The sequence below is a fragment of the Halomicrobium sp. HArcel3 genome (assembly GCF_058933135.1).
The window spans coordinates 1-26766 of sequence record NZ_JBZYDN010000006.1; the positions used below are offsets into that span (position 1 = coordinate 1).

Here is a 26766-nt window from a genome sequence, read left to right on the forward strand (position 1 = left end):
GGACGACGTGTTTGATACGTTTGTCTGTTCGACATTCTGCCTCAAATCGAACGTCCTTTTTGATATCTGGCTTCTTCTTTCCGTCCTTATCCGATGTGTCGGTTTCCGTTTCCGTGTCGGTTTCCGTTTCCGTGTCGGTTTCAGTTTCGGTTTCAGTTTCAGTTTCAGTTTCCGTTTCCGTGTCGGTTTCCGTTTCAGTTTCCGTCTCAGTGTCGGTTTCCGTTTCCGTTTCCGTGTCGGTTTCAGTTTCCGTGTCGGTTTCAGTGTCGGTTTCCGTCTCAGTGTCGGTTTCCGTTTCCGTGTCGGTTTCAGTTTCCGTGTCGGTTTCAGTTTCAGTTTCAGTTTCAGTTTCAGTTTCCGTGTCGGTTTCCGTTTCAGTTTCCGTCTCAGTGTCGGTTTCCGTTTCCGTGTCGGTTTCCGTGTCCGTGTCGGTTTCAGTGTCGGTGTCGGTTTCAGTGTCGGTGTCGGTTTCAGTGTCGGTGTCGGTCTCCGTGTCGGTGTCGGTTTCCGTGTCGGTATCGGTGTCAGTTTCAGTGTCGGTGTCGGTTTCCGTGTCGGTATCGGTGTCGGTGTCGGTATCGGTGTCGGTGTCGGTCTCCGTGTCGGTGTCGGTGTCGGTTTCCGTGTCGGTATCGGTGTCGGTGTCGGTTACCGTTTCGATAGGTTCGCAGCCGGTAACTGTCGCCATCTGCAGATCGACCCTAGTCTGTGCGTACAGGCATCCGTCGACCCTCGCATCAGTAAGCACGTTGATTTCCGTTTCAGACAGTACAACTCCCGAAAACTGCGCGTTCGTTCCGATCTCTACACCGGCACCGCCAGCAACCTGCCAGAAGATGTTCTCGACCTCGGCACCGCCAGTCAGGAGGACGTTGGTGCCGCTGGCCGTCGTAAGATTGCCATCGATCTGGAAGATCCAGACATCATCTGGACCGCCCGCGAGGGTAATGTCATCGCTCATTGAAACATCCGTACTCCAGTTGTAGATTCCAGGGACCAGGGTCAGACCGCCGATTTCGCCACCGTTCAGGTCTTGAAAGTCAGGAGGTGAGCGGCCGGCGGCGTCGGTATACGCAGATTCCATATCGCCCACAGCTGTGGTCAGGATGGACGGGGTCGGTGGCGCGTAGTCAGCCGCGTATACGCGTCCGCTCACTTGATCCGATGTCGCGAATTCGCCCGATGAATCCAACACTAAATCGAAACCGGTGATGGCGGTCGAGTCAATTGGGCTCACGGCGATATTTCCCGTCACATCGGAATCAGGTACCGTTGAAATTCCTGATTTCGCCAGAATCGTATAATTACTGGCTTCTCCGAGGTCGACTGGACTTCTGTGTTCTTCGCTTAAAGCAGTTGATGCCCCAAACACAGCCAATCCGCTTGCTGACAACAGTTTGAGGTAGGTTCTTCTATTGGTTTTCATTGACCTTTCCAGATCAACTTTCAGTCATTTCCAACCTTGTTATTAGTAACTTACTGGGGCACCTCATGTGTTAACCTCCGTGAAAAACGGCCACTCATGTGTAGTACATTGCGGATTTCAGTCTCCGTCCAGAATCGTCGGATAAAGACGCTCTACGTTCATAGTTGAACGAGTCGAGTACACCGCGAAGAGTCACAGAAACGGGAGATCGTCCCACCAAACTAGTTCATCGAGGTGAGCGTAGTGGTCTCAATAGCAACCCGTGCGCTGTCCGCGTCAATCGGGAGCTATCGCTGACCTAGATCCACAATCTCCGACAGAAGAGCGAGTTGAGAAAGTCTGTAGGATTACCGAGGACTGCTAGAGGTGATGCGTCTCGACACTTGGGTCAGCGGAGTCGAGACCGCCAGGCTACAGCAAGTAACCCGATCATCGCGAGAAGCCCAGCACCGGGCAGGACCAACCGATCGACGACGCCGCTGGACACGGACTCGTGGTCCCTAGTACCGTTGTCGTGATCCACCCTTGCTTCACCGTTCGATAACGGTGTACTGGTGTCTGAACCAGTCGAGTCGTCTTCCTCAGACGACTCCGTGTCGTCGCTAGTCTGTTCCGACAACTCCGCCGACCGTTCGTCGCCCGTCTCTTCAGTACCGAGTTGCAGAACCACGACGACTTGCCCGTGAGACGCCTGTGGCGTGAAGCTCCACCCTCCGCCCGTTTCCCGGTAGGATACTGTGTCCGCGGTCGGATCCACCGCCGAATCCCAGGTCTGTCTAGACTTTTCGATGTACCCAACCAGTTCGATTTTGTGTGCGGATGGTCCATCGATTGACGCCTTCCCGTACTTGATCGTTGCGTTGCTCGACAGCCCGTGGAACTCGATACAATGCGAATCGAGGTATCCATCTCCCTGCGGGAGATCCGGGTTCGTACCGAACTGATCGGCATCAAGCGGACGATCGTAGTGCTCGGTAAGCGGGAATTGGACCGTGATTGGATCCGCCGAGCTATGCCACGCAGTAGAATCACCAGTGGGGACAGTTACTGTCGTATTCGGCACGGTCTTACCGACGATCGGGTTGCCGGCCTCGTTAAGAAGGGTGAGACAGATTTTCGCGGAACCGTTCCCGATGTACGGGCTGCGATACTCGTCGCGCGGGTTGACGTAGCTGATCCACTCACCATCGGGATCTTCGGCTTCGAAATATGGATCACCCGGGGTGGGGACCGGCTCAGCGTACGCTTCTTCGCTCACGTTCTCGGCGGAGATCACCGTAGCGGCACCCCCGATCAGGGAGAAACTCGCGGCGATCAACAGTGCCACGCAAAATGGGACGAGAGAGAAACGCAAGATCTCTCTAGACGGCATCGTTACGGAACCCCCGTTCCGCAACCTTCAGCGGTTCGCGCTTCGGAGCGCGATGATACCACGTGCAGGCGATCCGAATCGTTTGGGTACGCTCCAAGGAGGGGTATCGCTTGAGCTGGTCCCACCTTGAACACTGCGGGGAACTCAACGTCGTTCGGCAGTGAATACATGCGTTGAAACAGCAATCAATTACTTGGCAGATAAGTATGGGGTTCCTACCAGTTCGGAGACGAGAACCTATATCGAGAGTAGTCACAGATACCGGCTATCGTTCTCGTCGAACAAGCTCGTTGCTGGGAGAGCAGGGGTTACAACAGCGATCCGTACCTTGGCCACTTCGACCGAGAGCCAGCGCTGAAACTGATCCCAATCTCCGACAGAAGAGCGTTTTCGAAATCTCGTCCGGGCCTACTCTTCAACAGCGAGAGAGTTCTCGCCGTTCACGGCAGTCGAGGGGGAGAACACTCCCCATGGTAACTGAGGTCCCTTGCTTCTCGTTCGCGCCCCCGGCTGGCGATCTCGATGCGCATCGTCATCACCCAAACGAACGCCGATCTTGTTCAAAGGCTGATATAGGCCAGTGGATGGCTGGTGACTCGAACTCTTGGGGCCTCCGGGGGGTAGCAACGAATCTGGAATTCACTGATCACAATCCTCACGAGACTGAGAATTCCCCAGGCTAGAGTCTCGCTGAGAGGCCGATATTCGTGGGGGCAAGTTAAATCGGTAATGTAGGTGCGGGGGAGTGGAGCGCCATCGCGTGATTACTGTACATTACATCACGAGAACTGCAGTATTTCGGGCATCAGTCCGTCCACGTCGTGTGGTTTAGTGGTACATCAGATTAGAGTCAATGAACGAGGGGCCGTGGTTCAGATGAGAGGGTTGTCCGGCAAACTCGTATGTACCTGAGGTATCGGCCTCTTCCACCGCTGGTTTCGCTCTCGCTGCTCCAGGAGGAGGACGCCAACATCTCGTCGCTAGCTGAGGGCGTAGATGGCGACGAGCCGGCTATTCGCGAGCGGCTCCCGAAGCTCGCCGACAACGGGCTAGTCCTCCGGGTCCGCGACAACGTCTATACGACCACGGGAGACGGTGAGGAGACGGACGAAAGACGAGGGATCTGGGAGTATCAGCAGTCCGTCGAGAGACCGGTATCGAGTGGTTCCGGCGGTCCGGACGACGGCTGATCCGAGGCTGTTCAGCCCGGTCGCTCATCCGGCGTCGGCGGCGTCGCCACCGCTGGACCCGTCGCCGTCCTCATCCGTTCTCTCGCCCGACCGCGAGGATTCGTCGCGCTGGGGAACCTCGTCGAGTTCGGACCGGGGATTGGTTCCGACCGAATCGCCCATCTCCACGGTGGGGGTGACGTCCTCGCCGTGGATCAGCGAGGGGAGCACGATGCGGACGACTTCGAGCATCAGGATGAACAGAATGGGGAGGAGGAAGAAGCCGTACCAGCCGAACAGCACCGGGCCGAGCAGGTAGGCGAACATCAGCACGACCACGTCGAGTTGCCGGCCCGTGATGTAGGGCTGGAGGAACGTCTGCGGGAGGATGTCGAGGACGAGGAAGTAGGCGACGAGGGCGGCGGCGACGAACCCGAACTGGCCGCCGCCACTCACCGCCTGGAACGCGAGCAGGGCCACCACGGGGAGGTAGATCACCTTCCCGACGACGACGGGGATCAGGCTCGTGATGCCGGTGAGAAAGCCGAGGACGAAGATCATCGGGACGCCGAGTCCCTCGGGCGCGAGGAGGTTCGTCACCCAGTACGTGACCGTCGCGATGACGGCCATCAGCAGGAGGAAGAGGAAGTTGCCGAAGAAGACCGACTCCAGGTCCTCGTCGACGGCCGAGGCGTAGGCGTAGGCCGTCGCGTCGCGGCCGCCGACCAGCTGGCGGAACCCGTCCTCCAGTTCGTGGTCGTTCTCCAGCAGGAAGTACGACAGCGTCAGCGCCAGGCCGACGAGCAACAGCCCACCGAAGAGAGACGACGCCGCCTCCACCCCCGTCTGCAATATCGTCTGCGTTGTCCCCTGGGGATCCGCGAGGATCTGTCCAGGGTTCTCGAGCAGCGCGGGCAGCGACGAACTCCCCTCCGCCGGGAGTATCCCGAGCCCGTCTTCGAGCGCGCCGAGGGCAGTCGCCCCGCCCAGTGCCTCCCGGGCCTGCGTGAATATCCGGGCGCCCGCGTAGAACAGGACGGCGACGAGCGGGACGAGCACGACGAGCACCGTCAGCGAGGCCGCAAGCCCCTCGGAGTCGACGACCGACTCCATCCGCCGGTCGATCGGTCGCGTCGCGTAGTAGCCGAAGACGCCGAGGACGATCATCCCGACGAAGGAGTAGGCGATGAACCCCGCGACGGCCGTGAGCGCGAGGACGAACAGCCACCAGCCGATCCGTGCCCGGTCCGGTGGGTCGTCGAGTCCTGATCCGTCCATTTTCGTCTCCACCTACGGCGCTCACGCTGAAATGGTTTGTCGGCGAGAAGACAGTTCTGCGTTCGTGCCGGCCGGGTCAGTAGTCGCTACCGACGTGGCGCTCGATGGTCCCCACGTTGCGCACGTTCACCTTCAGGAACGCGTCGACGACGGTCCCCAGAACCGGGACGGACCCGACGGTGAAGTCCAGTGCCACGTAGGCGACCATCTTGGCGAGCGCCAGCCTGGACACGCCGAGTCGCAGGCCGACGAACACGATGTACAGCGAGGCGACGGCGGCGACGGAGTCGCCGGCGATCGGGAGGATCCCCAGGATGGGATCGAGACCGACCTTGAACCCTGTCCCGGGCACCGTAATCGACTCGTCGAGGACGGTGCCGACCACGCGGGCGCGCTCAAGCGCTGCCGGTTCGGCGGCCGCCGTCTCGGCGGTGTCCGTCGCAGGCTGGGACGTCTGGGCCATAGCCACGATTGGGACTGGACGCTGATAGAGGTTTATCGTTTGACCGCTAGCTGTCCATCTTGTGGCTCATCCGCGGCGCGACCGCCCGGTCGGGGCGCTGGAGTTTGCGGTACAGCATGTTGGCGATGACCGTCTGGTGGCCCCGGCGGAGCCGCTCCGAGAGGGCCTGGTGGGAGACGTCGAAGGACTCGGCCAGTTCCTCCTGGTTGATGCGCCGCGGGACGTCGTAGTAGCCCGCCTCGTAGGCGTGGGAGATAGCCTGGTACTGTTCCTCGGTCAGTCGGATCCCGTCCTGCTGGTAGGAGTCGGACATGTCGCAGATCCGTTCGAGGGTGACGTCGATCCCGTACTCCTCGCAGAAGTCGTACACCGTCGACACGGAGTCGTGGTCGGGGAAGAATATCTGGAGGCGCCAGGTTCCCTCGCGGGCGTGGGCGTCGAGTATCGTCGCGTCCTCCTCGCTGACGATGGAGACGAGCACCCGAATGCGGGCCTGCCAGTCCACCTGGACCAGGCTCTCGTCCTCGAACTCGGCGAGGACGTCGACGTCGCCGACGGTGGGGTCGTCCTCGAGCGCCGCCGTGAGTTCCTCGTCGTCCGCTGGCTGGGCCCACAGGAACGGCATCACGCTGTCGCCACCGTGCGCGACGAGTCGGACCATCCGGAATTCAGCGTCGGGAAGCGCCCGCAGGGTCTCCGACAGGGCGAACTGCTCGGCCGGCACGTGCGCCTCGACGATAGTACTCATTGACAGTTTACTTTGCAAGGACCGGGTATATGCGTACGCCCTAGCTCTTTAGGATAGCGTCGTGCACTCGCAAGCCGCCCGGAATCGACCGACGGCGCCGTGATAGCTGGCAACTACCTGGGATGGGCTTCATCGCGGAAGCCGCAGCTCACGACGGCGACTCCGGCGGGCCCTGTTACAGGGTTCGGAATGGAAGTGGGGCGTACATCGCCGGGATCAGCGTTCAGATTCAGACGCTTGTAGAAGTTGACTGTCCATACCACAGTGTGGAAGCAATGGACATAAGTTACGGCGAGGATCACCTTAACGTAATTATTTAGTTCGGATGCGTAATCGACGACTCGCGGTTGGTATAGCGTTCGTCATCATTGCCGTCGGTAGCCTCACGGTCGCAGGCCTCGGTTTGCACAAGGGACCGTTACAGGGCGAGACGTATCCAGAAGGGACGTATCACGTGACACAGGTCCCGCAATCGGAGGTCCTCGAAGAGATGAACTCGTCGTCGACCGAGACAGTAACGGTCCTGCAGTGGAGGGCGATCAACGAGACGCGGGACTCGACGCTTCTGGGGACACTACTGAAGCGCGCCTCAGTGAACGAAACGACCCGTATCGAGACGACGTCGGAACAGACGCGAGCCATCACGCAGACGCTCGATCCGTTCCTACCGGCGGGAGACGACGTGTCCGTCGTCCTGTTCGTCGAGTACGAGGGCACGATCTACCGGATCACCGGTGGGTTGGATATCTGAACGGGCCAGTTGATTCCTTCAGATCGTTCGTATTCAACCACGATTGTAGGGGGGACAGCCGCGACGTGCTGATAGATAGTGAACTCCGTTGAGATGTGGATTCAGTGACTGCAGAATAGTACCTACGCGAACGACCCCCCGAACTCGCCGACAACGGGCTGGTTCGCCGCGTGGGCGAAGACGCCTCTGTCATCACGGCCCGCGGCGAGCGGAGCGTCGTCGCGCCGAGGGACGGGTCAGCGGACGAGCGGATATACACTCCCGGGGCGGTCGAACAGCGCATCCAGTCCTTCGACCTCTGTCCCCGCCGGGAAGAGGCCGTCCGGAACGCCTTGACCTTTCTCCAGTACTGGGGCGCGGTGACCCGTGGCGCCGTGACATCTTGCGACTATACTGGAAACTACCTGGGAGGCGATTCTGGAATTTCCGGCCTGCTTAACACCGAAACCCGTGTGAAGAGTCAGCGAACTTACCCTAGGCGAGGGCCTCGTCCATCACGACCCGCTCGTAGTCGTCGTCGAGCGCCTGGGCGTCCTCGGGCAGTAGCGCGACGACGAGGAACGGGGCGTAGTCGGCGAAGTACTCGACCAGCGCCGCGATGCGGTCGGCATCGATAGCCTCCAGCGAGTCCAGCACCATCACCGGCACCGACTCGTGGACGTCGTGGACCAGGTAGCCCGCCAGCGCGACGACTAGCCCGATGACCTCGCGCTCGGACTCCGAGAGGTGGTCAACGGTGTCCTCGTACACCGCGCCGTCCTCGGCGGACCGGACGACGTGCAGGGAGAACGTGCTGTCCGACCCCGAGCCGCGCCCGCTCTCGGCGGCTTTCCGCTCGATCCAGACGCGCTCGACGTTCTCGTAGCCGAGGCGGTCGAGCACGGTCTCCATGTGGTCGTTGAACGTCTCGATTGCCGACCGCTCGAGGTTCTCGATCCGGTTCCGCAGCGAGGTCAGCTCCTCACGCAACTGCTCGCGCTCGCTCTCCAGTTCCTCGCGTTCGTCGTCGAGTGCCTCGATCGTCTCGATCTCCGACTCCAGCGAGTCGAGTTTCTCCTCCAGCTGGCCGCGCTCGTACTCCAGTTCGGAGCGCCGTTCGTACCGGTCGAGCAGTTCGCTGTCGCGGAGACTCTCGGACTCGCTGGCCTCGTCTTCGAGGGCCGAGATTTGCGCCTGGAGGTCGTCCTCGCGGGCCGACAGCTCCTCGATGCGGGCCTCGCGCTCGTCGAGCTCTCCGTCTATCTCCTCGACCTTCGCTTCGAGGGACTCCTCCTCGTCGACGGCGTCCTGCAGGTCCGACAGCGTCGCGCGCGTCTCGTCGATCCGCTTCCGAAGTTCGTTTCGCTCGCTGCGGTGGTCCTCCACGACGTCGCGCAGGCCGTCGAGTCGCTCCTCGACCTCGCCCCGGTCGACCGTCGTCCCGCAGGTCCAGCACTCGATCTGTCCCGAGCTGGGGTCGAGTTCGTCGACCACGCCACTGCCGTCCGCGTCGGCGCCGTCCTCGCCGACCCCTGACAGCGCGGCCGCGCCGTCGTCGACGAGCCGCTCGTTGAACTCGACGATGGAGACCAGGTCGTTGACGGTGTTCTCCAGCCCGCGCCGGCGCCGCTGGAGTCGTTCGAGTTCGTCCTGCGTCGCTTCCAGTTCCGCCTCGGGGACGGACAGGTCGTCCAGTCGCTCGCGGGTCTCTTCGCGCTCGGTCTCCAGGGACTCGACCGCGCTGCGCTGGGTATCGAGCTGGTTCCTGACCGACTCGTAGGCCTCGCGCGTCTCGGTGAGCTCCTCGACGACGGCCTCCGCCTCCTCGGCGGTCTCGGCGTCGGCCTCGAACTCGGCGACGGCCTCGCGCACGTCCGCAAGTTCGGACTCCACGTCGGCCAGGTCGTCTTCGGCAGCCACGCGGCGTTCCTTCAGCGCCGCCAGGTTCGACCGGCGCCGTTCGATCTCGTCGAGGCGGTCCTCGATCTCGCGGAGTTCCCGCTGGGTCGACTCGACCTCGGCGGTGATCGCCTCGGTGTCGACCGGCTCCATGATGATCTCCCGCAGTGCGTCTCCGTCGCCGCGCTCGACGGCGCGGCGGGCGGGGTTGACCTCCAGGAGGCTGCTGAACAGGTCGACGAGCGACGCGTCGTCGGCGTAGGGGTCGCCGCTGACGAGGACGCCGTCGCCGTCACGGCGGAAGCGGCGGTCGTAGGTCTCCTCGCCGACGGCGAGTTCGACCTCGCCCGACTCGGCGTCGCTCTTGAGTTCGCCGTACGACCCGCCCAGTCCCGCGGTAACCGCCTGGAGCAGGGACGTCCGGTTCGTGGCGTTCCGTCCCGTGAGCACCGTCACGCCCGGCTCGAACGTCAGTTCGCGTGAATCGATCCCACCCAGGTTCTCGACGGCGACCCGCAGCGGCTCCGATTCGGCGTTAGCTACCATTCATCCAACACTCGGTCAGGAGTTCGTCACATCTCCATTTATACCTTGCCAGTTATCCACGACCGAAGTCGCGACTGCCTCCTCGTTCTCTCCGTGACGACCGCGAGGGCGATAACGTCGGCTTACTCCGCGTTCAGTCGCCGCAGTCACAGCCGCCGCGGTCGACGAACCGGTCGACGGGGTAGGAGGCGCCACAGTCCGAACAGTCGATCCGGACGACGTGGGAGACGTCTACGTCGCCGGCAGCGACCTCCTCCGCCGCGGCGAGTCGCTGGACCGTCCGCTCGACGATGCCCTCGCTGCGCGAGCGGGCCCACTCGATGGTCCCCCGGGCGTCGTCCACGGAGAGCCGGCTCTCGCGGGCGGTCTCGACGTCGAGACACTCCCTGAGGTGGCTCCGAACGGTCTGGTAGGAGACGAACGCCGCCTCCACTGCACCGACGTCGACGCCGGCGTGTTCGAGACGCTCGCGGACCTCCGTCCGCTTCCCGGCGCTGACGTCGTCGCCGGTCAGCGCGTCGTAGATGCCGTCGACGTCGCCGATGACGTCGGCGCCGGCCTCGCGCAGCGCGGCGTCGAGCAGCGACCGGTTCACGAACCGTTCGAGGTCCCGGAGGCTGTCGCCGTCGGCCCGCCGCTGGCGGACCGTCGCGTGCAGGTCCTCGAGCCCGTAGGCCGCGAGGTTCCGTCCGAGCTTGCACGAACAGGGCTCGACGGCGGCGTCGACCGGTTCGCTCTCGTTCATACCGCGGGCTAGGGCCGCCCGGGCTATAAGTTTAACACGAAGTTATCGCCCGGTAACCTCTCTCTGACCGGTGGATCCCGCCGTGACTGCGAGGCTTCTCCGTGACCGCGGGAAGGTCCCGCCGTGACTGCGAGATTCCCCCGTGACCACTGGGCGTCTCTGCGGTTCGACAGGGGGCACCAGAACGTGCAACTCGGAAGAACTCGATAGAGGCGGACTCCACGCCCGTGTTATCGCCAGCCGGATCGAAGTCGGTCGGCCGGCCGTCCGGCACGCTACCACCCCTGGTCCCGGCGCTCTCGTCCAGACTGCTGACCTCCCCTCTTTCGGTCGGACTGCCGGTCGTTCTGTCGGAATTGCGGGTCCTGCTGCGGGAACTGCTGGCCGCTCCGACGGGACCGGGGCTGTCCGCGGTGGGACTCCTGCTGGCCGGTGTCGTGCTGACGCTGGCCAGATTGCGGGTCCTGGCTCGACTGCTGGGGCTGGAACTCCCGATCTGTCGGTCCAGTCCGCTGCTGCTCCGTGGACTGGGACGTGTACCGGAACGAGTACTGGGGACGGGCTGCCTGGTTTTCCTGGCCCCAACGCTGGGGCTGCTGTGGCTGGCCCTGGAACGGCTGCCGGGGCGACTCGCCGCGTTGCTGTGGCGGCTGGCCGGGCTGCTGGGGCGACTGGCTGGACTGTTGCGACGGCTGGCCGGGCTGCTGGCGCTGGGTACCCGGCTGTTCGGGCTGTTGCATCACCGACTGCTCAGGCTGGTGCTGGGCCGGCGCGTCTCGCTGGTGGCCGGTCGACTGTCCAGGCTGCTGGCGCTGCGAACGCTGTTGGGTCTGCCGGGGTTGCCCGGACTGGCCGTGGGACTGGGGCTGTGACTGCCAGGTTTGGGGCTGTGATTGCGACGGCTGGGACTGTGGCTGCGATTGCCGGGGCTGTGTCCGGGACCGCTCGGGCTGTGGCTGCGCTCCTCGCGGCTGGTTCTGCCGGCCGGGCTGGTGCGACTGCCAGCCAGGCTGGTGAGACTGCTGGGACGGGGGCTGGCCCTGCTGCCGGGCTCGCTGTGGTCGAGCCTGGGCGTGGGGCTGTTGCTGGGCCGTCGGTTGTGGTTGCGATTGCGCTCGCCGTCCCCTGACGGCAGGTTGATCCTGCTGGTATTGCACTCCCTGTTTCCGTTGCCGGGGCGCCCGTTGATCTTGCTGACTCTGCTGGGGCTGGAAACCGGGATCTGACGGTCGGCGCTGCTGCGGGCGCTGGTTCGACTGTGACCCGTGGCCCTGGTTGGGGTGCTGGCCGCGGCCCGACTGGGCGGACTGCTGGCCCCGGTCGAAGTGAACTGGCTGCTGGCCCCGGTCGAAGTGGTCCGACTGGTGGACCTGGTCCCCTCGACCCGTTCGGACGCCGCGACGGTGGTCGGCATCCCGCGTTCCCGCGTCGTCAGTCTCGTCGGTCTCCTCGGCCCGGTCCTCACCGTCGATCCGTCCCTCGCGTTCCGATTTCGGGACGAACTGGCCGGTCTCGGGGTCACGCGGCGGCAGCCCCCCGCGCTGCTCCCCCTGGGACGCCTCCTCCCGCTGGTCGTCGTCACGGTGCTGGTCGCCACTGCGGCCCGTCTCGTCGCCCTCGGTGGAGTCGTCTGAGCTCATGCGGATCCGCCAGCCACACGCGTGCTGACAGTTGACAGTGCCGGCCGCGTCTATTAAACGGGGGTGATGGTTCCGGGGTTTCAACGCGCCCGACCCGCGTAAGCGGGAGTTACCGGCGTCGAGCGGCGCGCCGTCCGTCGGTCACTCCGCGTCGAGGTCGTCCGTCTCGAACAGCGTGGCGAACTCGCTGGGGAGACGATCGCGTGCGTCCTCGAGTTCGGTCCGGACGCCGGCGTCGGCCAGGGTCGCCATCACGGCGCGGCTGTGTACCACCGCCTCCTCCTCGCTCACCTCGCCGCCCTCCCGCCTGACGACCCGGTCGACGAACTCGGCGACGTCGTACTCCTCCGGCGAGTCCGTGCTGCGGCTCGTCATCGCGTCGCTGATCTCCGGCGGGAGCTGTGCGGCCATCTGCTGTGATTCCTCCTTCGAGACGTGCTCGCCGAGCGTCGTCATGGTCGCGAGCACCGCCCGTTCGGCGGCTCGCTCCGAGTCCAGACCGGCACGGCGTGCTGTCGCGTCGAGGATGTCGTCACGGTCCATAGTGTGTCTGCGCCGCGAGGCGCTACGTGGGCTATCGGCCCCACGTCTGTTCAATCTACTGTTACGTCCACCGAGGTCGGACCGGCACCTGAAAGCCCGGCCATTATGCCGATTGCAGTCCAACCTCGGGCGAGGAGCTCGACGATGGACATAGCAGAGGCTCTCACGACCGAGTACTTCGAGTTCGACCCGTCGACGGAAGTGTCGAAGTTGATGGGCGCGTTCAAAGAACACGGCTCCAAAGCACTCTTGATCGGGACGGGCGACGATATCGCGGGCGTCGTCACGCGGAAACAGCTCGTCTCCTCTCACCACAACCCCAACGAGAAGGCCGCGAACCTGATGCGAGACGACGTTCCGCAGGTCGACAGGCGCGACGACATCAGGGAAGTCTCGCGCCTGATGGTCGAGAGCGACCTGAACCTGCTGCCCGTGTACGACGGCGAGGTCTTCGAGGGCATCGCAACCGCTTCGAGCATCGTCCGGGCCGTCCGGCCCAACCTGGACGCGCTAGACGTCAACGACGTCTACACGCAGGACCTGGTCTCGGTCGACCCCGACACGACTCTCGGCGAGGTGATCAACACGCTCCGGACCCACGGGATCTCCCGCGTTCCCGTCATCGAAGAGACCGGCGAGGGCGACCGGGCGGCGACGTCCGGACGGACGAGCGACGGCGCCGAGCGCGAGGAACCGACCAGGCGGGAGGCCGTCGGGATGGCCAGCTACTACGACGTCATCGACTTCATCGTCCGCGAGAACCAGCGGATGGAGGGCGGGAGCACCGCCGGGTTCGACGGGCACGGCGGCAGCGGGTCGCGGGGCAACTACCGCACCCACACGGGCTACGGCGACCGCGCCGGCGACGAGCACCGCCTGCTCGACCTCCCGGTCGGGAACGTCATGAACTCGCCCGTGAAGGTGACCGGGCCGACGACGTCGCTGGGCGACGCCGCCGGCGAGATGCTCGACAACGACTACACCTCGCTCGTCGTCGAACTCCCCGAGGAGGGCCCCGACGGCATCCTGACGCTGACCGACGTGTTGCGATCGCTCACCTGGACGCCCGACGAGGCGGAGACGCGCCTCCAGGTGTTCGGCATGAATCTCCTGACCGACCTCTCCCGGGAGGACGTCGCCGAGATGATCGAGGCGGTCGACGACAAGTACGACGAGATGGACGTCATCGAGGCCTACGTCGTCCTCCAGAACCACCGCGAACGCCAGCGCGGCATGCCGCTCATTCGCGCGACCATCCGGCTGTTCACGAACAAGGGCCGCTTCGCCGGCACTGGCGAGGAGTACGGCGCCGCGCCGGCGATCAGAGCGGCCCGTGACCGCCTCGAACGCACCGTCCTGGACGACAAGAGCCACACTATCGAGGAACGGCGTTCCCCCGGCGAGCGCGAGGCGGCCGAGCACCTCGTCAGCTGGTGGCTCGAATCGTAATACGACGTCAGTAAACGCATACACGCGTAACCAGTCAGCCACCGCATCGACACCATCACCATGACACGAGACCCCTACCGGTCCGACGACGAATCGTTCCACGAACAACAGAACCAGACCGACGCTCCCCACCATCGCCAGCAGCGGGCGGGTCAGCAACCCCGCTCGGGCAACCACCACGGGGACCAGGACGTGAGTCACCAGTCCCGCAATCGGAGCCCCGCCCCCCACGAGGAGACGAAACAGCATCACCACGCAAGTGGGCACCAGCAGCACCACGGCGGCAACCAGCAGCGTCAGCAGCATGGCCACCAATCCCAGCGGGCCCAGCAGTCCGGGCAGCACTCCTCCCCGCAGCAGTCCCACCAGCGAGGGGGTGGTCACCAGCAGACTCGGTCCGGACACCACCAGGGACAGTCCAGTCACCAGCAGGGTGACCAGTTCCAGCGCACGTCCGAACAGCAGCCGCCGAACCAGCAATCCGGACAACCCCAGCGTCACCAGCAGCAGGGTCGTCAGCAGCAGCGCCACCAGCAGCAGCGTCACCAGCAACAGGGGCAACGATATCAGGGTGGTCAGCGGCTGTACACCGGCCACGAACACGGGGGCGAGAGCGATGGGCAGGTCCGAATCGCATCCGGGAACTGGCAGCAGAACCCGCAGTCCGACCAGCACCAGCGCGGCCAGGGGCGCGGGCAGGGACACCAGCAGTCTCAGCAGCACCAGCAATCCCACCAGCCCCCCAGCCAGCAGCAGACCCACCGGGGAGGTGACGAACCCCGGAGTCGCCAGCAGGCCGACGACCCGCAGGGCGGCCAGCAACGCGGCGACCTGAGCCACGGCCACCAGGGCCAGCACCGCGGCCACCACGGCGGGAAGCGCCAGCAACAGGGCGGCCACCGCCAGAGCGGCCACGGCCAGGGCAGTCATCACCAGAGCGACCAGCAACGAGGTGACGAGGGGAACGTCCCGCAGGCGCGCGGCGACCGGGAGGCCGACCAGCACCCCCAGCACCTCGCAGAGGAGGGACTGGCTCACCAGCGGCCCGGCGACCACCGCGACGACAGAGCCCGCAAGGGCGAGCGCGGGCCCTGAGGACCGGCGACGAGTCCCGCCTGAAACCCGTTTCTCTCCCTACGTTCCCGCCAGCTCGGCGACCCGTTCGAGGTCCGCCGCCAGCCCCGCCTTCACGCTGTCGTCGTAGAACGTCGCGGCGGGGTGGTACGTCGGGACCACGACGTAGCCGTCCCGCTCGTAGGTCTCGTCACGGAGGTCCGAGATGGGGGCGTCCCGCTCGACGATCTCGCGGCTGGCGAACGCGCCCAGCGGGACGACGACCGCGGGGTCGATCGCCTCGATTTCGGCCCACAGCACCGGACGCCAGGCCTCGATTTCGCCGCTGGTCGGGTCGCGATTCTCCGGCGGGCGCACCTTTACGAGGTTCGTGACGTACACCTGCTCCCGCTCGATGCCGACGTCTTCCAGCAGCGAGTCCAGCACGCGGCCGGCGTTGCCCACGAAGGGTTCGCCCTGCTCGACCTCACTGGTGCCGGGTGCTTCGCCCACGAAGACGACGTCCGCGTCCGCCGGGCCCACGCCGCCGACGAATCGCTCCCGGTCGAACAGGTCGTCGGGAATCTCCGCTAGCTCTGCTTCGAACCGCTCCCGAATGTCGAGTGGCATGGCCGTTCACCTCGGGATTGGGTCGCGCCGGGCTACGGTCTTTCGCCGGGACGGCGGACGAGAGCCTCGCCCCCAGCGGGTTCGGGAACAGGTCTTTCAGTCCGCTGACCCTACCAGGACGTATGAGTAACGACGGGAGCGGTGGCTACGACCCCGACCACGAGCGCGTCCAGGACAGCGCGAACGAGCGGCGCCGCGACCGGACCGAGACCGTCGAGGACGCGCTCGGCGACGTCGGCATGCTCGAGGAGTCGAAGTACCCGGCGACGAGCGAGGAACTGGCCGTCGAGTACGCAGACCAGGAACTCGACCTGGTCAACGAGACGGAGTCGCTGGGCTCGGTCTTCGACCGGCTCGTCGACGAGCGCTTCGAGTCACCGGACGAGGCCCGCGAGGCCGTGCTCAACGAGCTGACCGGCGAGGCGGCCGGCGACGAGGAGTACAACGACGAGCGGGCGGTCGACCCGCTGGACGACGAGGCCGAACCGCTCGGAACCGGGGAAGCGGGCGAAGAGCGACGACAGTAGCCGGCGTCGGTCGCCCCGTCACGCCGCCCAGACCAGTTCGAGCGATAGCTTCGCGCCACAGCCCCCTTGCTGGAGCTGTTCGTCCTCGGACTCGACCTCGGCGGCGTCGTCGTCGAGGACGCCGGTACAGCGCCCCTCCTCGACGATGCTGACGAGGGTGTTGGTCGCGCCGCACTGGGGACAGTCGATGGACGGGCCGCCGTCCCCTTCGTGGATGGCGTCGGGTTCGAGCATCATTCTGGCCGCGTCGCTCTCGTCGGGGGATGACTCTGCCATTGTCTCACCCGTGACGTGGAGCGGCGCGCCGATAAACCTCCCGGCGTGGCAACCAATTTATAACTGGAGAGTGAACATATCCCATGGAAATCCGCACCGCAACGGGGAACGACGACGAGGACATCGCGCAGGCCGCCCGCGCCTCGCTTTCGGAGTCCTACAGCCACTTCGTCGACGAGGAGACCATCGACGAGATGGTCGAGCAGTGGTACGCATCCGAGCGCATCAGGGAGCTCCTCGACGACGACCACGTGGTCTTCGACGTCGTCGAGGTGGACGACGAGGTCGTCGGGTTCGCCCAGGGCGCCACCGTCGAGACGGAGCCGGTCGTCGGCGAGATCCACTGGCTCCACGTCGTCCCGGGCGAGCGCGAGGAGGGGATCGGCGTCCAGCTCCTCGGTCACGTCCAGGAGACGTTCGAAGACAGCGAGGCCGCCGTCCTCCGCGGGCTCGTCCTCGAAGGGAACGAGGCGGGGACGGGGTTCTACACCGACCACGGCTTCGAACGTGCAGAGGCGACGACGATCGAGATCGGCGACCAGGAGTTCGACGAGGTCGTCTTCGAGAAACAGCTGGACGACGAACCCACCGAGCAGGTACTCGAAGGGGTCGCCGGCCCGGACGACCGGGAGCTGTTCGTCAACTTCAGCGAGGGTGAGCGCGGCCTCCGCGCGCCGTTCTACCCCGTCTTCGGGACCCGGAAACTGAGCGAGCGCTACGGCTGGTTCTGCGGCGACTGCGACTCCATCGACAACACGATGGACTCGATGGGCCGCATCGTCTGTAACAACTGCGGCAACAAGCGGAAGGCGACCCGGTGGGACGCCTCCTACCTCTGACCGGGCGGCGATCTTTCCCGACCGCCGTCAGTGGTCGTCGGCACTCGTCGGTGCTCCCCGTTCGTCCCCGCTCGTCCCCGTTCGTCCCCGACACGGCAGCGGAACAAGCGTTTAGGGCGAGACGCCCGTAGCTGGAGTGATGGCACGGTTGCGCGGACTCGTCGAGTCTCGCTCGCTGAACGCCGCCGTCACCTGGACGCTCGTCGGGGTGCTCGTCGCCGGCACGCTCGCGAGTCTGGCCGTCGGTGATCTCCTCTGGGCCGTCTTCGGCGCCACCGTCGTCGCGGTCGCGCTCGTCCCGACCGTGCTCCGGTGGGACGCGACCGTGCTCGTCGCCTGGGAGCCGCTCGCGCTCGCAGCGGTCCCGCTCGTCGCCCAGTGGGCCGGGCTGTTCGTCACGCCGCTGACGTACCTCTCGGTGGCGGCGCTGGCGCTGCTGGTGGCCGTCGAGATCGATTCGTTCTCCGCGACGGAGATGCCGCCCTGGTTCGCGGTGCTGTTCGTCGTCCTGACGACGCTGACCGTCGCCGCACTCTGGGGTATCCTCCAGTACTTCTCCGACGTGCTCCTCGAGACGTCGTTCCTCGCCGGCCGAGTCGCCCTGATGTGGGAGCTCGTCGGCGCGACGGGCGCCGGGGTCGCCGCGGGCGTCCTCTTCCACCTCTACTTCCAGCGCTACGGGTCGATCAGTGGATCGTCGGCGGAGGTGGGAGGTTCGTGATGGATCTCGACCTGGGTCGGGCCCTTCGACTGGCGACGTACGCGATGCAGCTGGCGCTCGGTGCCATCACGGCCTACGCCGTCCTGCAGGTGAGCGCCGGAATGCTGGCCAACGCCGGCCTCCCGTTCCTGATCGCGCTCTTTCCGCTGTACGTCCGCTACCGCTACGACAACCAGCTCAGCCCGGTGCTGTCGCTGTGGATCGTCACGGCGGCGTTCCTGCACGCCGTCGGGATGCTCGGCCTCTACCGGACGTTCGGCTGGTACGATCAAATCGCACACGGTGTGTCCGGAGCGGTGGTGGCGGGGGTCGGCTACGCCCTCGTCCGGGTGATCGAGAACGAGTACGACAGCGTCGAGATTCCACCGAACCTCCGGTTCGTCTTCATCGTCGTCTTCGCCGGTGCGCTCGGCGTGATCTGGGAGGTCGCCGAATTCACGCTCAGTGAACTCGCGGTGGTCTTCGGCGGCAAGCCGCTACTGGCCCAGTTCGGCCTCGGCGACGTCGTCCTGGACATGCTGTTCAGCATCGCCGGCGCCGTCCTCGTCGCCATCTGGGGGACGCGTTACTTCGACGGCCTGCGGTCGGTAGTGGACCGCCACGTCGACGGGACCGGGGAACGTGCTGCGGACCGCGACGACAGCGCGGACCGTCCCGCCGACTAGTCCGACGACACCTCGTCCGCGACGAGTTCGAGGAAGTCGGCGACCCCGTCCTGGTCCGGAACGCGTACCGACGCCGCGGTATCGGGAGTGTCCCCGACTGCCACGCCGAGTCCCTGGGGTTCGACGACCTCGAAGGCGTCCTCGTCGGTCGTGTCGTCGCCGACGTAGACGACGTCCCAGTCGTCGGGGACGTCCTCGGCGAGCAACTCGACGACGCGGCCCTTGTCCCAGTCGACGCGGGGGCGTATCTCGCGGATCTGTTTGCCCGCGAGCACTTCGAACGGCTCGCCGGGGGCGTCCATCCGCGCCGCGACGTCGGCCACGCTCGCGTCGACCGACTCGACGACCTCCGGGACGCGCTCCTCGGGGACCTGCCGGTAGTGGACCGTCGCGGTGACGCCCTTGTGCTCGACGTGGGTGCCGGGGATCGACTCCGTCGCCGCTTCGATTTCGGCGCAGACGTCGTCGATGGCGTCGCGCTGCTCGTCCGCCTCCGGGACGATCTCCGTCTGGTCGCGTCGCTTGAGTTCGAGGCCGTGGTTGCCCGCGTAGACGACGCCGTCGACGTCGACGCGGCCCTGCAGGTCGTCGATGGCCCGGCCGCTGATCACCGCGACGTCGACGGACGGATCCCGGACGAGTCTGCCCACGACGGATCTGCAGTCGGGCGCCATCGCGGCTTCGTCCGGCTGATCGACGATGGGCGCCAGCGTCCCGTCGAAGTCCAGGCAGAGCAGGGCACCGGCCGCGTCGACGAAGCGGTCGTGGAGGACAGCGCGGCGGTCCTCGACAGTCGGCGGCGGGCTAGACGCTCGCATGGTGCTGGTCCTGCGGGGTCGGCTCGCGGAGCGCCTCGACGGTCGCGAAGATAGTGCGGATCCACGTGGAGATGTCGTTCGTCGCGACGTGGCGCCGGAGCGCGTCCATCCGGGGGCGACGTTCCTCCCGGGGCATGGCCAGCGCCTCGTCGATAGTCTCCTTGAACGCCGTCGTGTCGTGGGGGTTGATCGACATGACCCACTCGTGGAGTTCGTCGTGGGCGCCCGCCTGGTCGCTGAGGACGAGCACGCCGTCGTCGTCCTGCTGGGCGGCGACGTACTCCTGGCAGACGAGGTTCATCCCGTCCCGGATCGGGCTGACGATGGCGACGTCGGCGAAGCGGTAGAGCGCGTACAGCGCCTCGTCCGCCAGGTAGTCGGTCGTGTAGACGATGGGCTGCCAGTCGTCGGTGCCGAAGCGCTCGTTGACGTCCGCGACGGCGTCCTCGACCCGCTGCTGGTAGTCGTCGTAGGCCGTGATCTGCGAGCGCGTCTCGGTGCCGACCTGGACGTAGGTGAACGACTCGCGCCACTGCGAGGAGCTCTCCCAGAGGCGTTCGAGCGCCTCGATCCGCTGGGGGATCCCCTTCGTGTAGTCGAGGCGGTCGACGCCGACCCCGACCTTCATTCCATCGTCGATGCCGTGGGTGTCCCTGAAGTCACGCCAGAATTTCTCGGCCCCGGGGCGCTTGGCCTGGCGGTTGATGTCGTCGGCGGGGACGCCCATCGGGAACGCACGAACCGTCGTCACGGACTGCTCGTGGACGACGCGCCGATTCTCCCAGTCGACGTGGGCCTCCGGGAGCGCCGCCGAGACACAGCGCAGGAAGTTGTCGCAGTACCGCGGGACGTGGAACCCGACGAGGTCGTTGCCGAGCATCCCGCGGAGAATCTCGCGGCCGTGCGGACAGGCGCGGAACACGTCCCACGACGGCCACGGGATGTGCCAGGTGTGGATGCAGAACGCGCCCTCGGGGATGCGGTCCCGGACCATCTCCGCGGCGAGGCCGAGGTGGTAGTCGTGGAACCAGACGGCCGACTGGGCGTCGGCGGCGTCGACCACGGCGTCGGCGAAGCGCTCGTTGACGCCCTGGTAGTGGTCCCAGAACCGGGCGTTGCCGTCGACGTTGGTCAGCGCGGAGTGGCAGATGGGCCACAGCACGCGGTTGCTGAAGCCGTAGTAGTAGTTGTCGACCTGCTCGTCGGTGAGCCAGAGCCGTTCGAGGGTGTACTGCCCGTCGCTCTCCCCCGGCGGGACCGTGACTCGCCCGCCGTCGTCGACGACGGCGGCGTCCGCGTCGCCGTCGCCCCAGGCGATCCAGGTGCCGTTCACCTGCCGCATGACCGCGTCGAGACCGGCCGTCAGCCCGCCGGTCGGGGCGTCGACTGTTATCCCGCCGCTGTCGTCGTAGGAGTGGCGATAGGGCTGGCGATTCGAGAGAACGAGAAGTTCCTCGCCCGGGACGCCGGGCGTGGGCCGGGTCGACCCGCGGTCGACCGACCCCTCCGAGAGATGTGACTTCTCCATAGCGGCTACACCATGGTACCTCCTCGACCCAGGTAGACCCCGCCCCTGCACACGCGGGGCATTTAATACGGGGACGACGGCGAACCGCCAGACGGGAGCGGTGCGGAGAGCCACAGAGACGGCGTCCCGCCGCCCGCTGTGTGTCCTTCAAGCGCATGCACTCGCAAGCGACAGGGGTTACCTGTTTCGTGGCCAACACGTACCCGTATGCCAGTCAACTCTGGCGCGAACGGTGCGGACGAGGCACTGAGCAGCGAGCGCCGGCGGTCGAGCCCGCCAGACCGCGCCGACGACGCGGAGGTGGTCTGAGATGTACGCGACGCTGACAGACCTGGCCCTGCAACTCGGCGGCGGTGACTTCCTCACGTGGGCGATCGCCTTCTTCGTCCTCGCCATCGTCGCCGCGGCCCTCGGGATGGGCGGCGTCGCCGGGATCTCCATGGACATCGCGAAGATACTCGTCGTGGTGTTCCTGATCCTGGCAGTGATCGCCTTCGTCCTCTAGCCGGCCGCACCGTTTCCCCGCTAGCCGACGGGCGAACTGCCTGCAGTATATTACCCCGACGTCCGTACAGTTCGGTAGCCGGATGAGCACTATCGTCGAGGCGTCAGTCCCGACCGAACAGTTCGCACTGCAGGAGACGTGTCGGCGACTCCCCGACGCCGTCTTCGAGGCCGTCCGGGTAGTGACCGACGGCACCGACGAGGTGATGCCGCTGGTGTGGGGCTCCGGCGCCGACCGTGGAACGCTCACCGAGACCCTCGACGAGGACCCGAGCGTCGACGGAGTCTCCGTGTGCACGCAGGTCCACGAAGCCTCGCTCTACCGACTGACGTGGACGACGCGAGTGCCGGTCGTGACCGGGCTGCTCGTCGCCGGCCGGGGTGTGATTCTCGGCGCGCAAGCACAGGGCGGCACCTGGACGTTCCGGCTCCTCTTCCCCCAGCGAGATGCGGTCGCGGCCATCGTCGAGTCCTGTGACCGGTACGGCGTCGACGCGCGGATCGAACGGATCTACCCGATGACGGAGTCCTCGCGTGCCGGCCAGTCAGATCTGACGGAGCACCAGCTCCAGACGGTCGAAGTCGCGCTCGAACGGGGGTACTACGACGTCCCCCGGGGGACGACGCTCACGGAACTGGCCGAGGAGCTCGACGTCTCACACCAGGCGCTCTCCGAGCGGTTGCGTCGCGGCCACCGACGGCTGGTGGCGGCCACGCTCGGCGCGCACCTCGACCGCGAATCGCGCCCCTGATAGTAGTGGTTGTAATCCCGTACCGGCGTCCACGCGAACGGAGCGAGCGTGGGCTCGACGGACGAGCAGAGCGAGTCCGTCGGCGTTCGTCGAGGCCGGTGCCACCGAACGCCGGTGAAAAGTTACAACCACCACTACGAATCGCTGTCGCGTCCGGGTCGTCGCCGTGTCGCTGCCCGTTACCGCTCGGTCGCCGGCGAACCGGCGCTCTCGTCGGCGGTCTCGGCGGTCTGCATCTCGCCTTCCGAGACGTAGCCGCCCTCGGCGTCGTCCCTGGCGACGTCGCCGGCCGACTGCTCGGACCAGGCCGACCCGCTGGTCGAGGACATCCGCCTTCGGGCCATGTACGTAATCGCGACGATCGCGAGGACGATCCCCATCGTGGCGAGTTTGGACCGCCCGCCGCCGCCGGAGTGGTCCTGCTGTACGGACTCCTGACCGTGCCAGTCCTCGTCGGTCTCGTCGGCCGTTCCAGACGAGGAACCGGACTCGTCACTCGCGACCGAGACCGAGTCGGCCTCCTCACGGATAGCCTCGCGGACGGCCTGTTTCATCGGTTCCCGGAGGAGTTCGGTCGCTGCGAACCGCGCGCCTTTTCGCATCATCGCTGACGACTTGGATTGGGGGGACATTGCTCCGTTCGTGTAGACGAGCCGAAACCTCAAAGAAGTCCGGGTGGCGGCTATCCCGTGGACGGCACCGGCGCCCCGTGGGGAACGCCGCCGGGCGGACGACCAGCACGCGACAGACGAACGGGTCGGCGTCCGGCCGAACTGCGTGAGGCCGGGCTCGGGAGACGATCGGAGTGAGTCTGCCGGCGCCCACGCGTCCGGGACACGCGCGTTCAGCACGTCCGGAACAGTTGGCTCAGCGGGCTACAGTTCCGCCCCTTCGACCGTCAACACGAGGAGTAAGCTCGTCTTAGGACCCTGAAAGCTTACGTTGAACGCCAGTGTCGAACCGTCCGACGTGAACTGGTACGAAATCTGTTATAATCCGGCGAAGACGGTCGATTTCGGGCCGCCAATGGCCGTACGGCGGCGGGTCGACGTAGCGGAAGAAAACCCATACCGGCAGTAAAACTTTTACTAACACACCGACAACGAACAGAGTGACTCAATCAATGTATCGCAACGGACAACACGTCGAACACAACGCCCCCCAGCAGCAGGCCCGTGATACCCGCAACTACTTCGTCAGGCACGACTTCGACGGCGCCGCGGAGCTGACGACGACGCTCGCCCACGCCATCTCCGACGTCACCGGCATCGACGTCACCGACACCGGATTCACGCTGAACGACCACGTCGACCCCGAGGCGCTGGACCGCCTCTTCGCGCCCAAACCGGACGGGACCCCACGGACGAACGGCCACCTCAGTTTCACCGTCTGGAACCACCAGGTAACCGTCTACAGTAACGGCCAGATCGCCATCGTCCCGCCGCGCCAGTCGCCGCCGGTCCAGCGGTAGCAGCCGATTTCACTCTGCGGTCTCTCTTCTCTCCCCGTCGCGGTCACGTCACCGCTCGCGTCAGGAGCGTCTTACTTCCGGTATCGCCGTCTCCACGCCGCCTCCCACGGGCCCGTCGCGCCCTCCTGGGCCGGACGGACCGGCCGAGAAAACGTCCGTTTTCCGGGGACGGCGCCGACTACTCCGCTGAACGGTATCGGCGATTTATACGGACACCAGCAGTCGAACGGCCTGTCGACGCCCGCGGAGTACAGGCGCCACGAGCGACCGCGCGACCCACCGCCTCCGCCTCGCGTACCCGCGGCCCGGGAAGGAGCGGCGTCGCGCGACCAGGCAATCGACCAAGACCACGTCACTACCAATGAGTCACTCCAACGACCTCGTCAGCAAGGCGATAGAGATGCAACAGGATACGATCGAGAACGGCCAGCGCGCCGTACAGCAGGCAGTCGAGTTCCCCCTGGAACAGACCGTCGAGTTCCAGAAGAGCGCGGCCGAGATGATGCTCAACGGGCTGGAACTCGGGAGGTGGGCCCAGCGCCAGGGCATCGACTTCACCAACGACGCGCTCACCACCTACATCACGACCGTCGAGAACGCGGTCCAGAACACGGAACAGGCCACCGAGTCCGGGATGGCGGCGATGCAGTCCCAGGCCCGGCAGATCCCCCAGCAGATGCAGCAGTTCCAGCCGCCCCAGTACCAGCCTGAAGCGTCTCAGTACCAGCAACAGTCACAGCAACCACTCCAGCAGAGTCGACAGTCTCAGCAGTATCCGCGGCCCCAGCAACAGCAGCCGATGCAGCAACCGCAGTCCCAGCAGCCCCAGTCACCGCAGTTCGGCGAGCAGTCCACACAGGGGATGCAGCAGCCACAGGGCCAGCAACAGCCTCGCCAGCAGCAGCCACCGCAACAGTCCCAGCAGTACACACAGCCACCCCAGCAGTCCCGGCAATACACACAGCCGCCCCAGCAGCCCCCTGCGCAGGAGGCTCAGTCGCAGCCACCGACCCAGCAATCACAGCAACCGCCAACCCAGCAGTCACAGCGACCACCGACCCAGCCGACGCAGACACCCTCCGCGCAGACACCGCCGGGTCAGCCGGAGTCACGGGGGCCCCAGCAGGAACCGCCGACCGACCAGCCCTCACAGTCCCCGACCGGCGGGGACCAGCGCTCCGAGCAGGAGCCCAAGACGTCGGAACTGACCCAGGAGACGTAGCCCCACCGTCCTCGCTGACGCTCCCTGCAGTCCACCGGTCGACCGCTGGCCCCGCTCAGTTGCGTGACGGCCCACCGCTTCCCAGACGCTCCAGTTTTCACTCGGACTGATCCGTGGTGGTGTGACGGAGCGCGCCACTGGACGCTTCAATCCTCACTCGGACTGAATCGCGGTGGTGCGACGGAGCGCACCACTGGGCAATTCAGTCCTCCGTCCAGTACATCAAGTCTTCCTTCTCCGACCCGCAGTTGGGACACGTGTCCGGGAGGCCGCCCTCGATGTCGCCCATCTCGCCGCACTGCGTGCAGCGCCACATCAGTTCGGCCTCGCCGAAGGATTGGCCGGACCTGGCGTGTTCGATGCTCATCCCCTCGATGTCGTCGCGAGTGGTCAGGTACACGCCGCTCTCCTCGATCCCGCGGACGGTCCCGACGGGTTCGCCCTCCTCGTTGTAGAGTGTCTCGCCGATCGAGATGCTGAGCGCCTCCGATTCGTCCTCGGCGTCGGGTTTCTCGCCTCGACCGCTCATACATCTCTCGTAGGAGTTGGTACCGTAAAACGTTGGCACCAAACTACTGATCAGGCGGTTCTCACGTGGGTATCGAAACCGACGAACGGGCAACGCACGAGTGGACTGCCTCAGCTGAAGGATGGCAGTATCTCCGACTCGTAGAACTCGAAGAAGTCCGCCTGGTTCGGACCGATCTGGTGGACGTAGACGTGGTCGAAGCCGGCGTCGACGAACTGCTGGATCTGGTCGAGGTGGTCGTCGGCGTCGGGGCCGCAGACGACGCTCTCGGCGATCTCCGCCTCGGTGACGTCCGCCGCCAGCGCCTCGAAGTGCTTCGGCGTCGGGAGCTCCCAGCTGACGTCGCCGGGGATGGCGCTGTTGGGCCAGTGCTCCAGGGCCGTCTCCCTGGCAGTCTGCTCGTCCTCGGCGTAACAGACCGTCACCTGTCCGTAGCGCGGGCCCTCGCCCGACTCCCGGAACCGATCGACCAGGTCCTCGGCGGGCGCGGTGCTGACGAAGCCGTCGCCGAACTCGCCGGCCTTCGTCGCGGACCTGGGGCCAGTCCCCGAGACGACGACGTCCGGAGGCTCCTCGGGGAGCGTGAACAGCTTCGCGTTCTCGACGGTGTAGTGCTCCCCGCGGTGGGTGACGTTCTGGCCGGTCCAGAGCTTGCGGACGACGTCGACCGACTCCTCGAGCATCGACATGCGCTCGTCGAACGCCGGCCAGCGCTCGCCCGTGACGTGCTCGTTGAGCTTCTCGCCGGTGCCGACGCCGAAGAAGAATCGGCCCTCGAACAGCGACGCCGTGGTCGCGGTGGCCTGGGCCACGATGGCGGGGTGGACGCGGATGATCGGCGCGGTGACGCCGGTGCCGACCCGCAGGTCCTCCGTCTCGCGGGCGACGCCGCCGAGCGTCGCCCAGACGAAGGGCGCCTCGCCCTGGTTCTGGACCCACGGGTGGTAGTGGTCGGAGGCGACGGCGAACTCGAAGCCGACCTCCTCGGCACGGACGGCGTGGTCGACGAGCGCGTTCGGACCGTGCTCCTCGCTGGAGATAGTGTAGCCGAGTTCAGGCATCGGGATCACTCCGTCCGGAACCTGGCGTTTCGGTGCTGTGCGACGGGTGGGTCCGTGACGGCGGCTGGCGTCGAACGGATCGCTGGGGTCGTGACATGGGCTGGGTCGTCGGTCGGTGGGTCGCCAGTCGGTGGGTCGCCAGTCGGTTCAGGTGGTGAGTTG

At 65.7% G+C, this 26766-nt stretch carries 29 protein-coding genes; 14 read left to right on the forward strand and 15 right to left on the reverse strand.

Features of this window, described 5'->3' with window-relative positions:
• The coding region (locus tag AC5FRV_RS14810; RefSeq protein ID WP_493561865.1) for an ice-binding family protein at positions 1-1426 on the reverse strand (1426 nt) is incomplete at its 3' end.
• A 388-nt stretch (positions 1427-1814) separates the two neighbouring features.
• Positions 1815-2753 (reverse strand): PGF-CTERM sorting domain-containing protein, encoded by a 939-nt coding sequence (locus tag AC5FRV_RS14815; RefSeq protein WP_493561866.1) that lies wholly within the window; start codon positions 2751-2753, stop codon positions 1815-1817.
• A 947-nt stretch (positions 2754-3700) separates the two neighbouring features.
• Between AC5FRV_RS14815 and AC5FRV_RS14820 the strand changes: the two genes are divergently transcribed.
• Complete coding sequence (locus tag AC5FRV_RS14820; RefSeq protein WP_493561867.1) at positions 3701-3988, forward strand: hypothetical protein; 288 nt, start codon at positions 3701-3703, stop codon at positions 3986-3988.
• A gap of 24 nt (positions 3989-4012) precedes the next feature.
• Here the strand turns inward: AC5FRV_RS14820 and AC5FRV_RS14825 are convergent, their stop codons facing one another.
• The 3 genes from AC5FRV_RS14825 to AC5FRV_RS14835 form a co-directional block, all read right to left on the reverse strand.
• Positions 4013-5245 carry an AI-2E family transporter gene (locus AC5FRV_RS14825; protein ID WP_493561868.1) on the reverse strand — a complete coding sequence of 411 codons (1233 nt, stop codon included), beginning with the start codon at positions 5243-5245 and terminating at the stop codon, positions 4013-4015.
• 76 nt (positions 5246-5321) lie between these two features.
• Entirely contained in the window at positions 5322-5708 is a 387-nt protein-coding gene (locus AC5FRV_RS14830) for a DUF4112 domain-containing protein (RefSeq protein WP_493561869.1), read from the reverse strand.
• Positions 5709-5754: 46 nt separating this feature from the next.
• Positions 5755-6456 (reverse strand): helix-turn-helix domain-containing protein, encoded by a 702-nt coding sequence (locus AC5FRV_RS14835; RefSeq protein WP_493561870.1) that lies wholly within the window; start codon positions 6454-6456, stop codon positions 5755-5757.
• A 454-nt stretch (positions 6457-6910) separates the two neighbouring features.
• Between AC5FRV_RS14835 and AC5FRV_RS14840 the strand changes: the two genes are divergently transcribed.
• The gene (locus tag AC5FRV_RS14840) at positions 6911-7207 is read left to right on the forward strand and encodes a hypothetical protein (protein ID WP_493561871.1); all 297 of its coding nucleotides are present in this window, start codon (positions 6911-6913) and stop codon (positions 7205-7207) included.
• Between the two features lie 474 nt (positions 7208-7681).
• Here AC5FRV_RS14840 and AC5FRV_RS14845 read toward each other — a convergent pair whose 3' ends face one another.
• On the reverse strand, positions 7682-9631 hold the full coding sequence (locus AC5FRV_RS14845) for an archaea-specific SMC-related protein (protein WP_493561872.1): 1950 nt from the start codon (positions 9629-9631) through the stop codon (positions 7682-7684).
• Positions 9632-9764: 133 nt separating this feature from the next.
• Positions 9765-10376: a rod-determining factor RdfA gene (gene rdfA, locus AC5FRV_RS14850; RefSeq protein WP_493561873.1), complete on the reverse strand. Its 612-nt coding sequence runs from the start codon at positions 10374-10376 to the stop codon at positions 9765-9767.
• Positions 10377-10603: 227 nt separating this feature from the next.
• Here rdfA and AC5FRV_RS14855 point away from each other — a divergent pair, with 227 nt between their 5' ends.
• Positions 10604-11248, forward strand: a complete 645-nt coding sequence (locus AC5FRV_RS14855) for a hypothetical protein (RefSeq protein WP_493561874.1) — start codon at positions 10604-10606, stop codon at positions 11246-11248.
• 393 nt (positions 11249-11641) lie between these two features.
• On the forward strand, positions 11642-12010 hold the full coding sequence (locus AC5FRV_RS14860) for a hypothetical protein (protein WP_493561875.1): 369 nt from the start codon (positions 11642-11644) through the stop codon (positions 12008-12010).
• Between the two features lie 147 nt (positions 12011-12157).
• On the opposite strand, the gene AC5FRV_RS14865 is transcribed toward AC5FRV_RS14860, so the two are convergent.
• Positions 12158-12559, reverse strand: coding sequence for a DUF2267 domain-containing protein (locus AC5FRV_RS14865; RefSeq protein ID WP_493561876.1), 402 nt, complete (start codon positions 12557-12559; stop codon positions 12158-12160).
• 144 nt (positions 12560-12703) lie between these two features.
• On the opposite strand from AC5FRV_RS14865, the gene AC5FRV_RS14870 reads away from it, so the two are divergent.
• Positions 12704-14008, forward strand: coding sequence for a CBS domain-containing protein (locus tag AC5FRV_RS14870; RefSeq protein ID WP_493561877.1), 1305 nt, complete (start codon positions 12704-12706; stop codon positions 14006-14008).
• Positions 14009-14068: 60 nt separating this feature from the next.
• Positions 14069-15103 carry a hypothetical protein gene (locus AC5FRV_RS14875; protein WP_493561878.1) on the forward strand — a complete coding sequence of 345 codons (1035 nt, stop codon included), beginning with the start codon at positions 14069-14071 and terminating at the stop codon, positions 15101-15103.
• Positions 15104-15142: 39 nt separating this feature from the next.
• Here the strand turns inward: AC5FRV_RS14875 and AC5FRV_RS14880 are convergent, their stop codons facing one another.
• Positions 15143-15691, reverse strand: a complete 549-nt coding sequence (locus tag AC5FRV_RS14880) for a uracil-DNA glycosylase (protein ID WP_493561879.1) — start codon at positions 15689-15691, stop codon at positions 15143-15145.
• Positions 15692-15813: 122 nt separating this feature from the next.
• On the opposite strand from AC5FRV_RS14880, the gene AC5FRV_RS14885 reads away from it, so the two are divergent.
• Positions 15814-16218, forward strand: a complete 405-nt coding sequence (locus tag AC5FRV_RS14885) for a DUF5789 family protein (protein WP_493561880.1) — start codon at positions 15814-15816, stop codon at positions 16216-16218.
• 18 nt (positions 16219-16236) lie between these two features.
• On the opposite strand, the gene AC5FRV_RS14890 is transcribed toward AC5FRV_RS14885, so the two are convergent.
• On the reverse strand, positions 16237-16494 hold the full coding sequence (locus AC5FRV_RS14890) for a hypothetical protein (protein WP_493561881.1): 258 nt from the start codon (positions 16492-16494) through the stop codon (positions 16237-16239).
• A gap of 83 nt (positions 16495-16577) precedes the next feature.
• Here AC5FRV_RS14890 and AC5FRV_RS14895 point away from each other — a divergent pair, with 83 nt between their 5' ends.
• From AC5FRV_RS14895 to AC5FRV_RS14905, 3 genes are all read left to right on the forward strand, one after another.
• Positions 16578-17333, forward strand: a complete 756-nt coding sequence (locus tag AC5FRV_RS14895; protein WP_493561882.1) for a GNAT family N-acetyltransferase — start codon at positions 16578-16580, stop codon at positions 17331-17333.
• A 139-nt stretch (positions 17334-17472) separates the two neighbouring features.
• On the forward strand, positions 17473-18054 hold the full coding sequence (locus AC5FRV_RS14900) for a hypothetical protein (RefSeq protein WP_493561883.1): 582 nt from the start codon (positions 17473-17475) through the stop codon (positions 18052-18054).
• Entirely contained in the window at positions 18054-18719 is a 666-nt protein-coding gene (locus AC5FRV_RS14905; RefSeq protein WP_493561884.1) for a DUF2238 domain-containing protein, read from the forward strand. The genes AC5FRV_RS14900 and AC5FRV_RS14905 overlap by 1 nt, the downstream gene beginning before the upstream one ends.
• Here AC5FRV_RS14905 and otsB read toward each other — a convergent pair.
• Together otsB and AC5FRV_RS14915 are read right to left on the reverse strand one after the other, a co-directional pair.
• Positions 18716-19537, reverse strand: a complete 822-nt coding sequence (otsB, locus tag AC5FRV_RS14910; RefSeq protein WP_493561885.1) for a trehalose-phosphatase — start codon at positions 19535-19537, stop codon at positions 18716-18718. The two genes, AC5FRV_RS14905 and otsB, sit on opposite strands and share 4 nt — an antisense overlap.
• Positions 19524-21065, reverse strand: coding sequence for an alpha,alpha-trehalose-phosphate synthase (UDP-forming) (locus AC5FRV_RS14915; RefSeq protein WP_493561886.1), 1542 nt, complete (start codon positions 21063-21065; stop codon positions 19524-19526). The genes otsB and AC5FRV_RS14915 overlap by 14 nt, the downstream gene beginning before the upstream one ends.
• 310 nt (positions 21066-21375) lie before the next feature.
• On the opposite strand from AC5FRV_RS14915, the gene AC5FRV_RS14920 reads away from it, so the two are divergent.
• Both AC5FRV_RS14920 and AC5FRV_RS14925 read left to right on the forward strand, forming a co-directional pair.
• A complete protein-coding gene (locus tag AC5FRV_RS14920) occupies positions 21376-21570 on the forward strand; it encodes a DUF1328 domain-containing protein (RefSeq protein WP_493561887.1) in 195 nt (64 codons plus the stop codon).
• A gap of 82 nt (positions 21571-21652) precedes the next feature.
• Positions 21653-22321: a helix-turn-helix domain-containing protein gene (locus AC5FRV_RS14925; protein ID WP_493561888.1), complete on the forward strand. Its 669-nt coding sequence runs from the start codon at positions 21653-21655 to the stop codon at positions 22319-22321.
• Between the two features lie 179 nt (positions 22322-22500).
• On the opposite strand, the gene AC5FRV_RS14930 is transcribed toward AC5FRV_RS14925, so the two are convergent.
• Positions 22501-22953, reverse strand: coding sequence for a hypothetical protein (locus AC5FRV_RS14930; RefSeq protein ID WP_493561889.1), 453 nt, complete (start codon positions 22951-22953; stop codon positions 22501-22503).
• A 479-nt stretch (positions 22954-23432) separates the two neighbouring features.
• Here AC5FRV_RS14930 and AC5FRV_RS14935 point away from each other — a divergent pair, with 479 nt between their 5' ends.
• Both AC5FRV_RS14935 and AC5FRV_RS14940 read left to right on the forward strand, forming a co-directional pair.
• A complete protein-coding gene (locus AC5FRV_RS14935; RefSeq protein ID WP_493561890.1) occupies positions 23433-23792 on the forward strand; it encodes a HalOD1 output domain-containing protein in 360 nt (119 codons plus the stop codon).
• A 361-nt stretch (positions 23793-24153) separates the two neighbouring features.
• Entirely contained in the window at positions 24154-25014 is an 861-nt protein-coding gene (locus tag AC5FRV_RS14940) for a hypothetical protein (RefSeq protein ID WP_493561891.1), read from the forward strand.
• Between the two features lie 202 nt (positions 25015-25216).
• On the opposite strand, the gene AC5FRV_RS14945 is transcribed toward AC5FRV_RS14940, so the two are convergent.
• Positions 25217-25543 (reverse strand): DUF7130 family rubredoxin-like protein, encoded by a 327-nt coding sequence (locus AC5FRV_RS14945; RefSeq protein WP_493561892.1) that lies wholly within the window; start codon positions 25541-25543, stop codon positions 25217-25219.
• Between the two features lie 110 nt (positions 25544-25653).
• A complete protein-coding gene (locus AC5FRV_RS14950; RefSeq protein WP_493561893.1) occupies positions 25654-26604 on the reverse strand; it encodes a TIGR03557 family F420-dependent LLM class oxidoreductase in 951 nt (316 codons plus the stop codon).
• Positions 26605-26766: the final 162 nt, after the last annotated feature.

What these genes read in the sequence shown, in the direction of transcription:
- AC5FRV_RS14820 (WP_493561867.1), top strand. Translation starts at nt 3,701, where the DNA reads ATGTACCTGAGGTATCGGCCTCTTCCACCGCTGGTTTCGCTCTCGCTG.
- AC5FRV_RS14825 (WP_493561868.1), bottom strand. Translation starts at nt 5,245, where the DNA reads ATGGACGGATCAGGACTCGACGACCCACCGGACCGGGCACGGATCGGC.
- AC5FRV_RS14830 (WP_493561869.1), bottom strand. Translation starts at nt 5,708, where the DNA reads ATGGCCCAGACGTCCCAGCCTGCGACGGACACCGCCGAGACGGCGGCC.
- AC5FRV_RS14835 (WP_493561870.1), bottom strand. Translation starts at nt 6,456, where the DNA reads ATGAGTACTATCGTCGAGGCGCACGTGCCGGCCGAGCAGTTCGCCCTG.
- AC5FRV_RS14845 (WP_493561872.1), bottom strand. Translation starts at nt 9,631, where the DNA reads ATGGTAGCTAACGCCGAATCGGAGCCGCTGCGGGTCGCCGTCGAGAAC.
- rdfA (WP_493561873.1), bottom strand. Translation starts at nt 10,376, where the DNA reads ATGAACGAGAGCGAACCGGTCGACGCCGCCGTCGAGCCCTGTTCGTGC.
- AC5FRV_RS14865 (WP_493561876.1), bottom strand. Translation starts at nt 12,559, where the DNA reads ATGGACCGTGACGACATCCTCGACGCGACAGCACGCCGTGCCGGTCTG.
- AC5FRV_RS14870 (WP_493561877.1), top strand. Translation starts at nt 12,704, where the DNA reads ATGGACATAGCAGAGGCTCTCACGACCGAGTACTTCGAGTTCGACCCG.
- AC5FRV_RS14875 (WP_493561878.1), top strand. Translation starts at nt 14,069, where the DNA reads ATGACACGAGACCCCTACCGGTCCGACGACGAATCGTTCCACGAACAA.
- AC5FRV_RS14880 (WP_493561879.1), bottom strand. Translation starts at nt 15,691, where the DNA reads ATGCCACTCGACATTCGGGAGCGGTTCGAAGCAGAGCTAGCGGAGATT.
- AC5FRV_RS14885 (WP_493561880.1), top strand. Translation starts at nt 15,814, where the DNA reads ATGAGTAACGACGGGAGCGGTGGCTACGACCCCGACCACGAGCGCGTC.
- AC5FRV_RS14890 (WP_493561881.1), bottom strand. Translation starts at nt 16,494, where the DNA reads ATGGCAGAGTCATCCCCCGACGAGAGCGACGCGGCCAGAATGATGCTC.
- AC5FRV_RS14895 (WP_493561882.1), top strand. Translation starts at nt 16,578, where the DNA reads ATGGAAATCCGCACCGCAACGGGGAACGACGACGAGGACATCGCGCAG.
- AC5FRV_RS14900 (WP_493561883.1), top strand. Translation starts at nt 17,473, where the DNA reads ATGGCACGGTTGCGCGGACTCGTCGAGTCTCGCTCGCTGAACGCCGCC.
- AC5FRV_RS14905 (WP_493561884.1), top strand. Translation starts at nt 18,054, where the DNA reads ATGGATCTCGACCTGGGTCGGGCCCTTCGACTGGCGACGTACGCGATG.
- otsB (WP_493561885.1), bottom strand. Translation starts at nt 19,537, where the DNA reads ATGCGAGCGTCTAGCCCGCCGCCGACTGTCGAGGACCGCCGCGCTGTC.
- AC5FRV_RS14915 (WP_493561886.1), bottom strand. Translation starts at nt 21,065, where the DNA reads ATGGAGAAGTCACATCTCTCGGAGGGGTCGGTCGACCGCGGGTCGACC.
- AC5FRV_RS14920 (WP_493561887.1), top strand. Translation starts at nt 21,376, where the DNA reads ATGTACGCGACGCTGACAGACCTGGCCCTGCAACTCGGCGGCGGTGAC.
- AC5FRV_RS14925 (WP_493561888.1), top strand. Translation starts at nt 21,653, where the DNA reads ATGAGCACTATCGTCGAGGCGTCAGTCCCGACCGAACAGTTCGCACTG.
- AC5FRV_RS14930 (WP_493561889.1), bottom strand. Translation starts at nt 22,953, where the DNA reads ATGTCCCCCCAATCCAAGTCGTCAGCGATGATGCGAAAAGGCGCGCGG.
- AC5FRV_RS14940 (WP_493561891.1), top strand. Translation starts at nt 24,154, where the DNA reads ATGAGTCACTCCAACGACCTCGTCAGCAAGGCGATAGAGATGCAACAG.
- AC5FRV_RS14945 (WP_493561892.1), bottom strand. Translation starts at nt 25,543, where the DNA reads ATGAGCGGTCGAGGCGAGAAACCCGACGCCGAGGACGAATCGGAGGCG.
- AC5FRV_RS14950 (WP_493561893.1), bottom strand. Translation starts at nt 26,604, where the DNA reads ATGCCTGAACTCGGCTACACTATCTCCAGCGAGGAGCACGGTCCGAAC.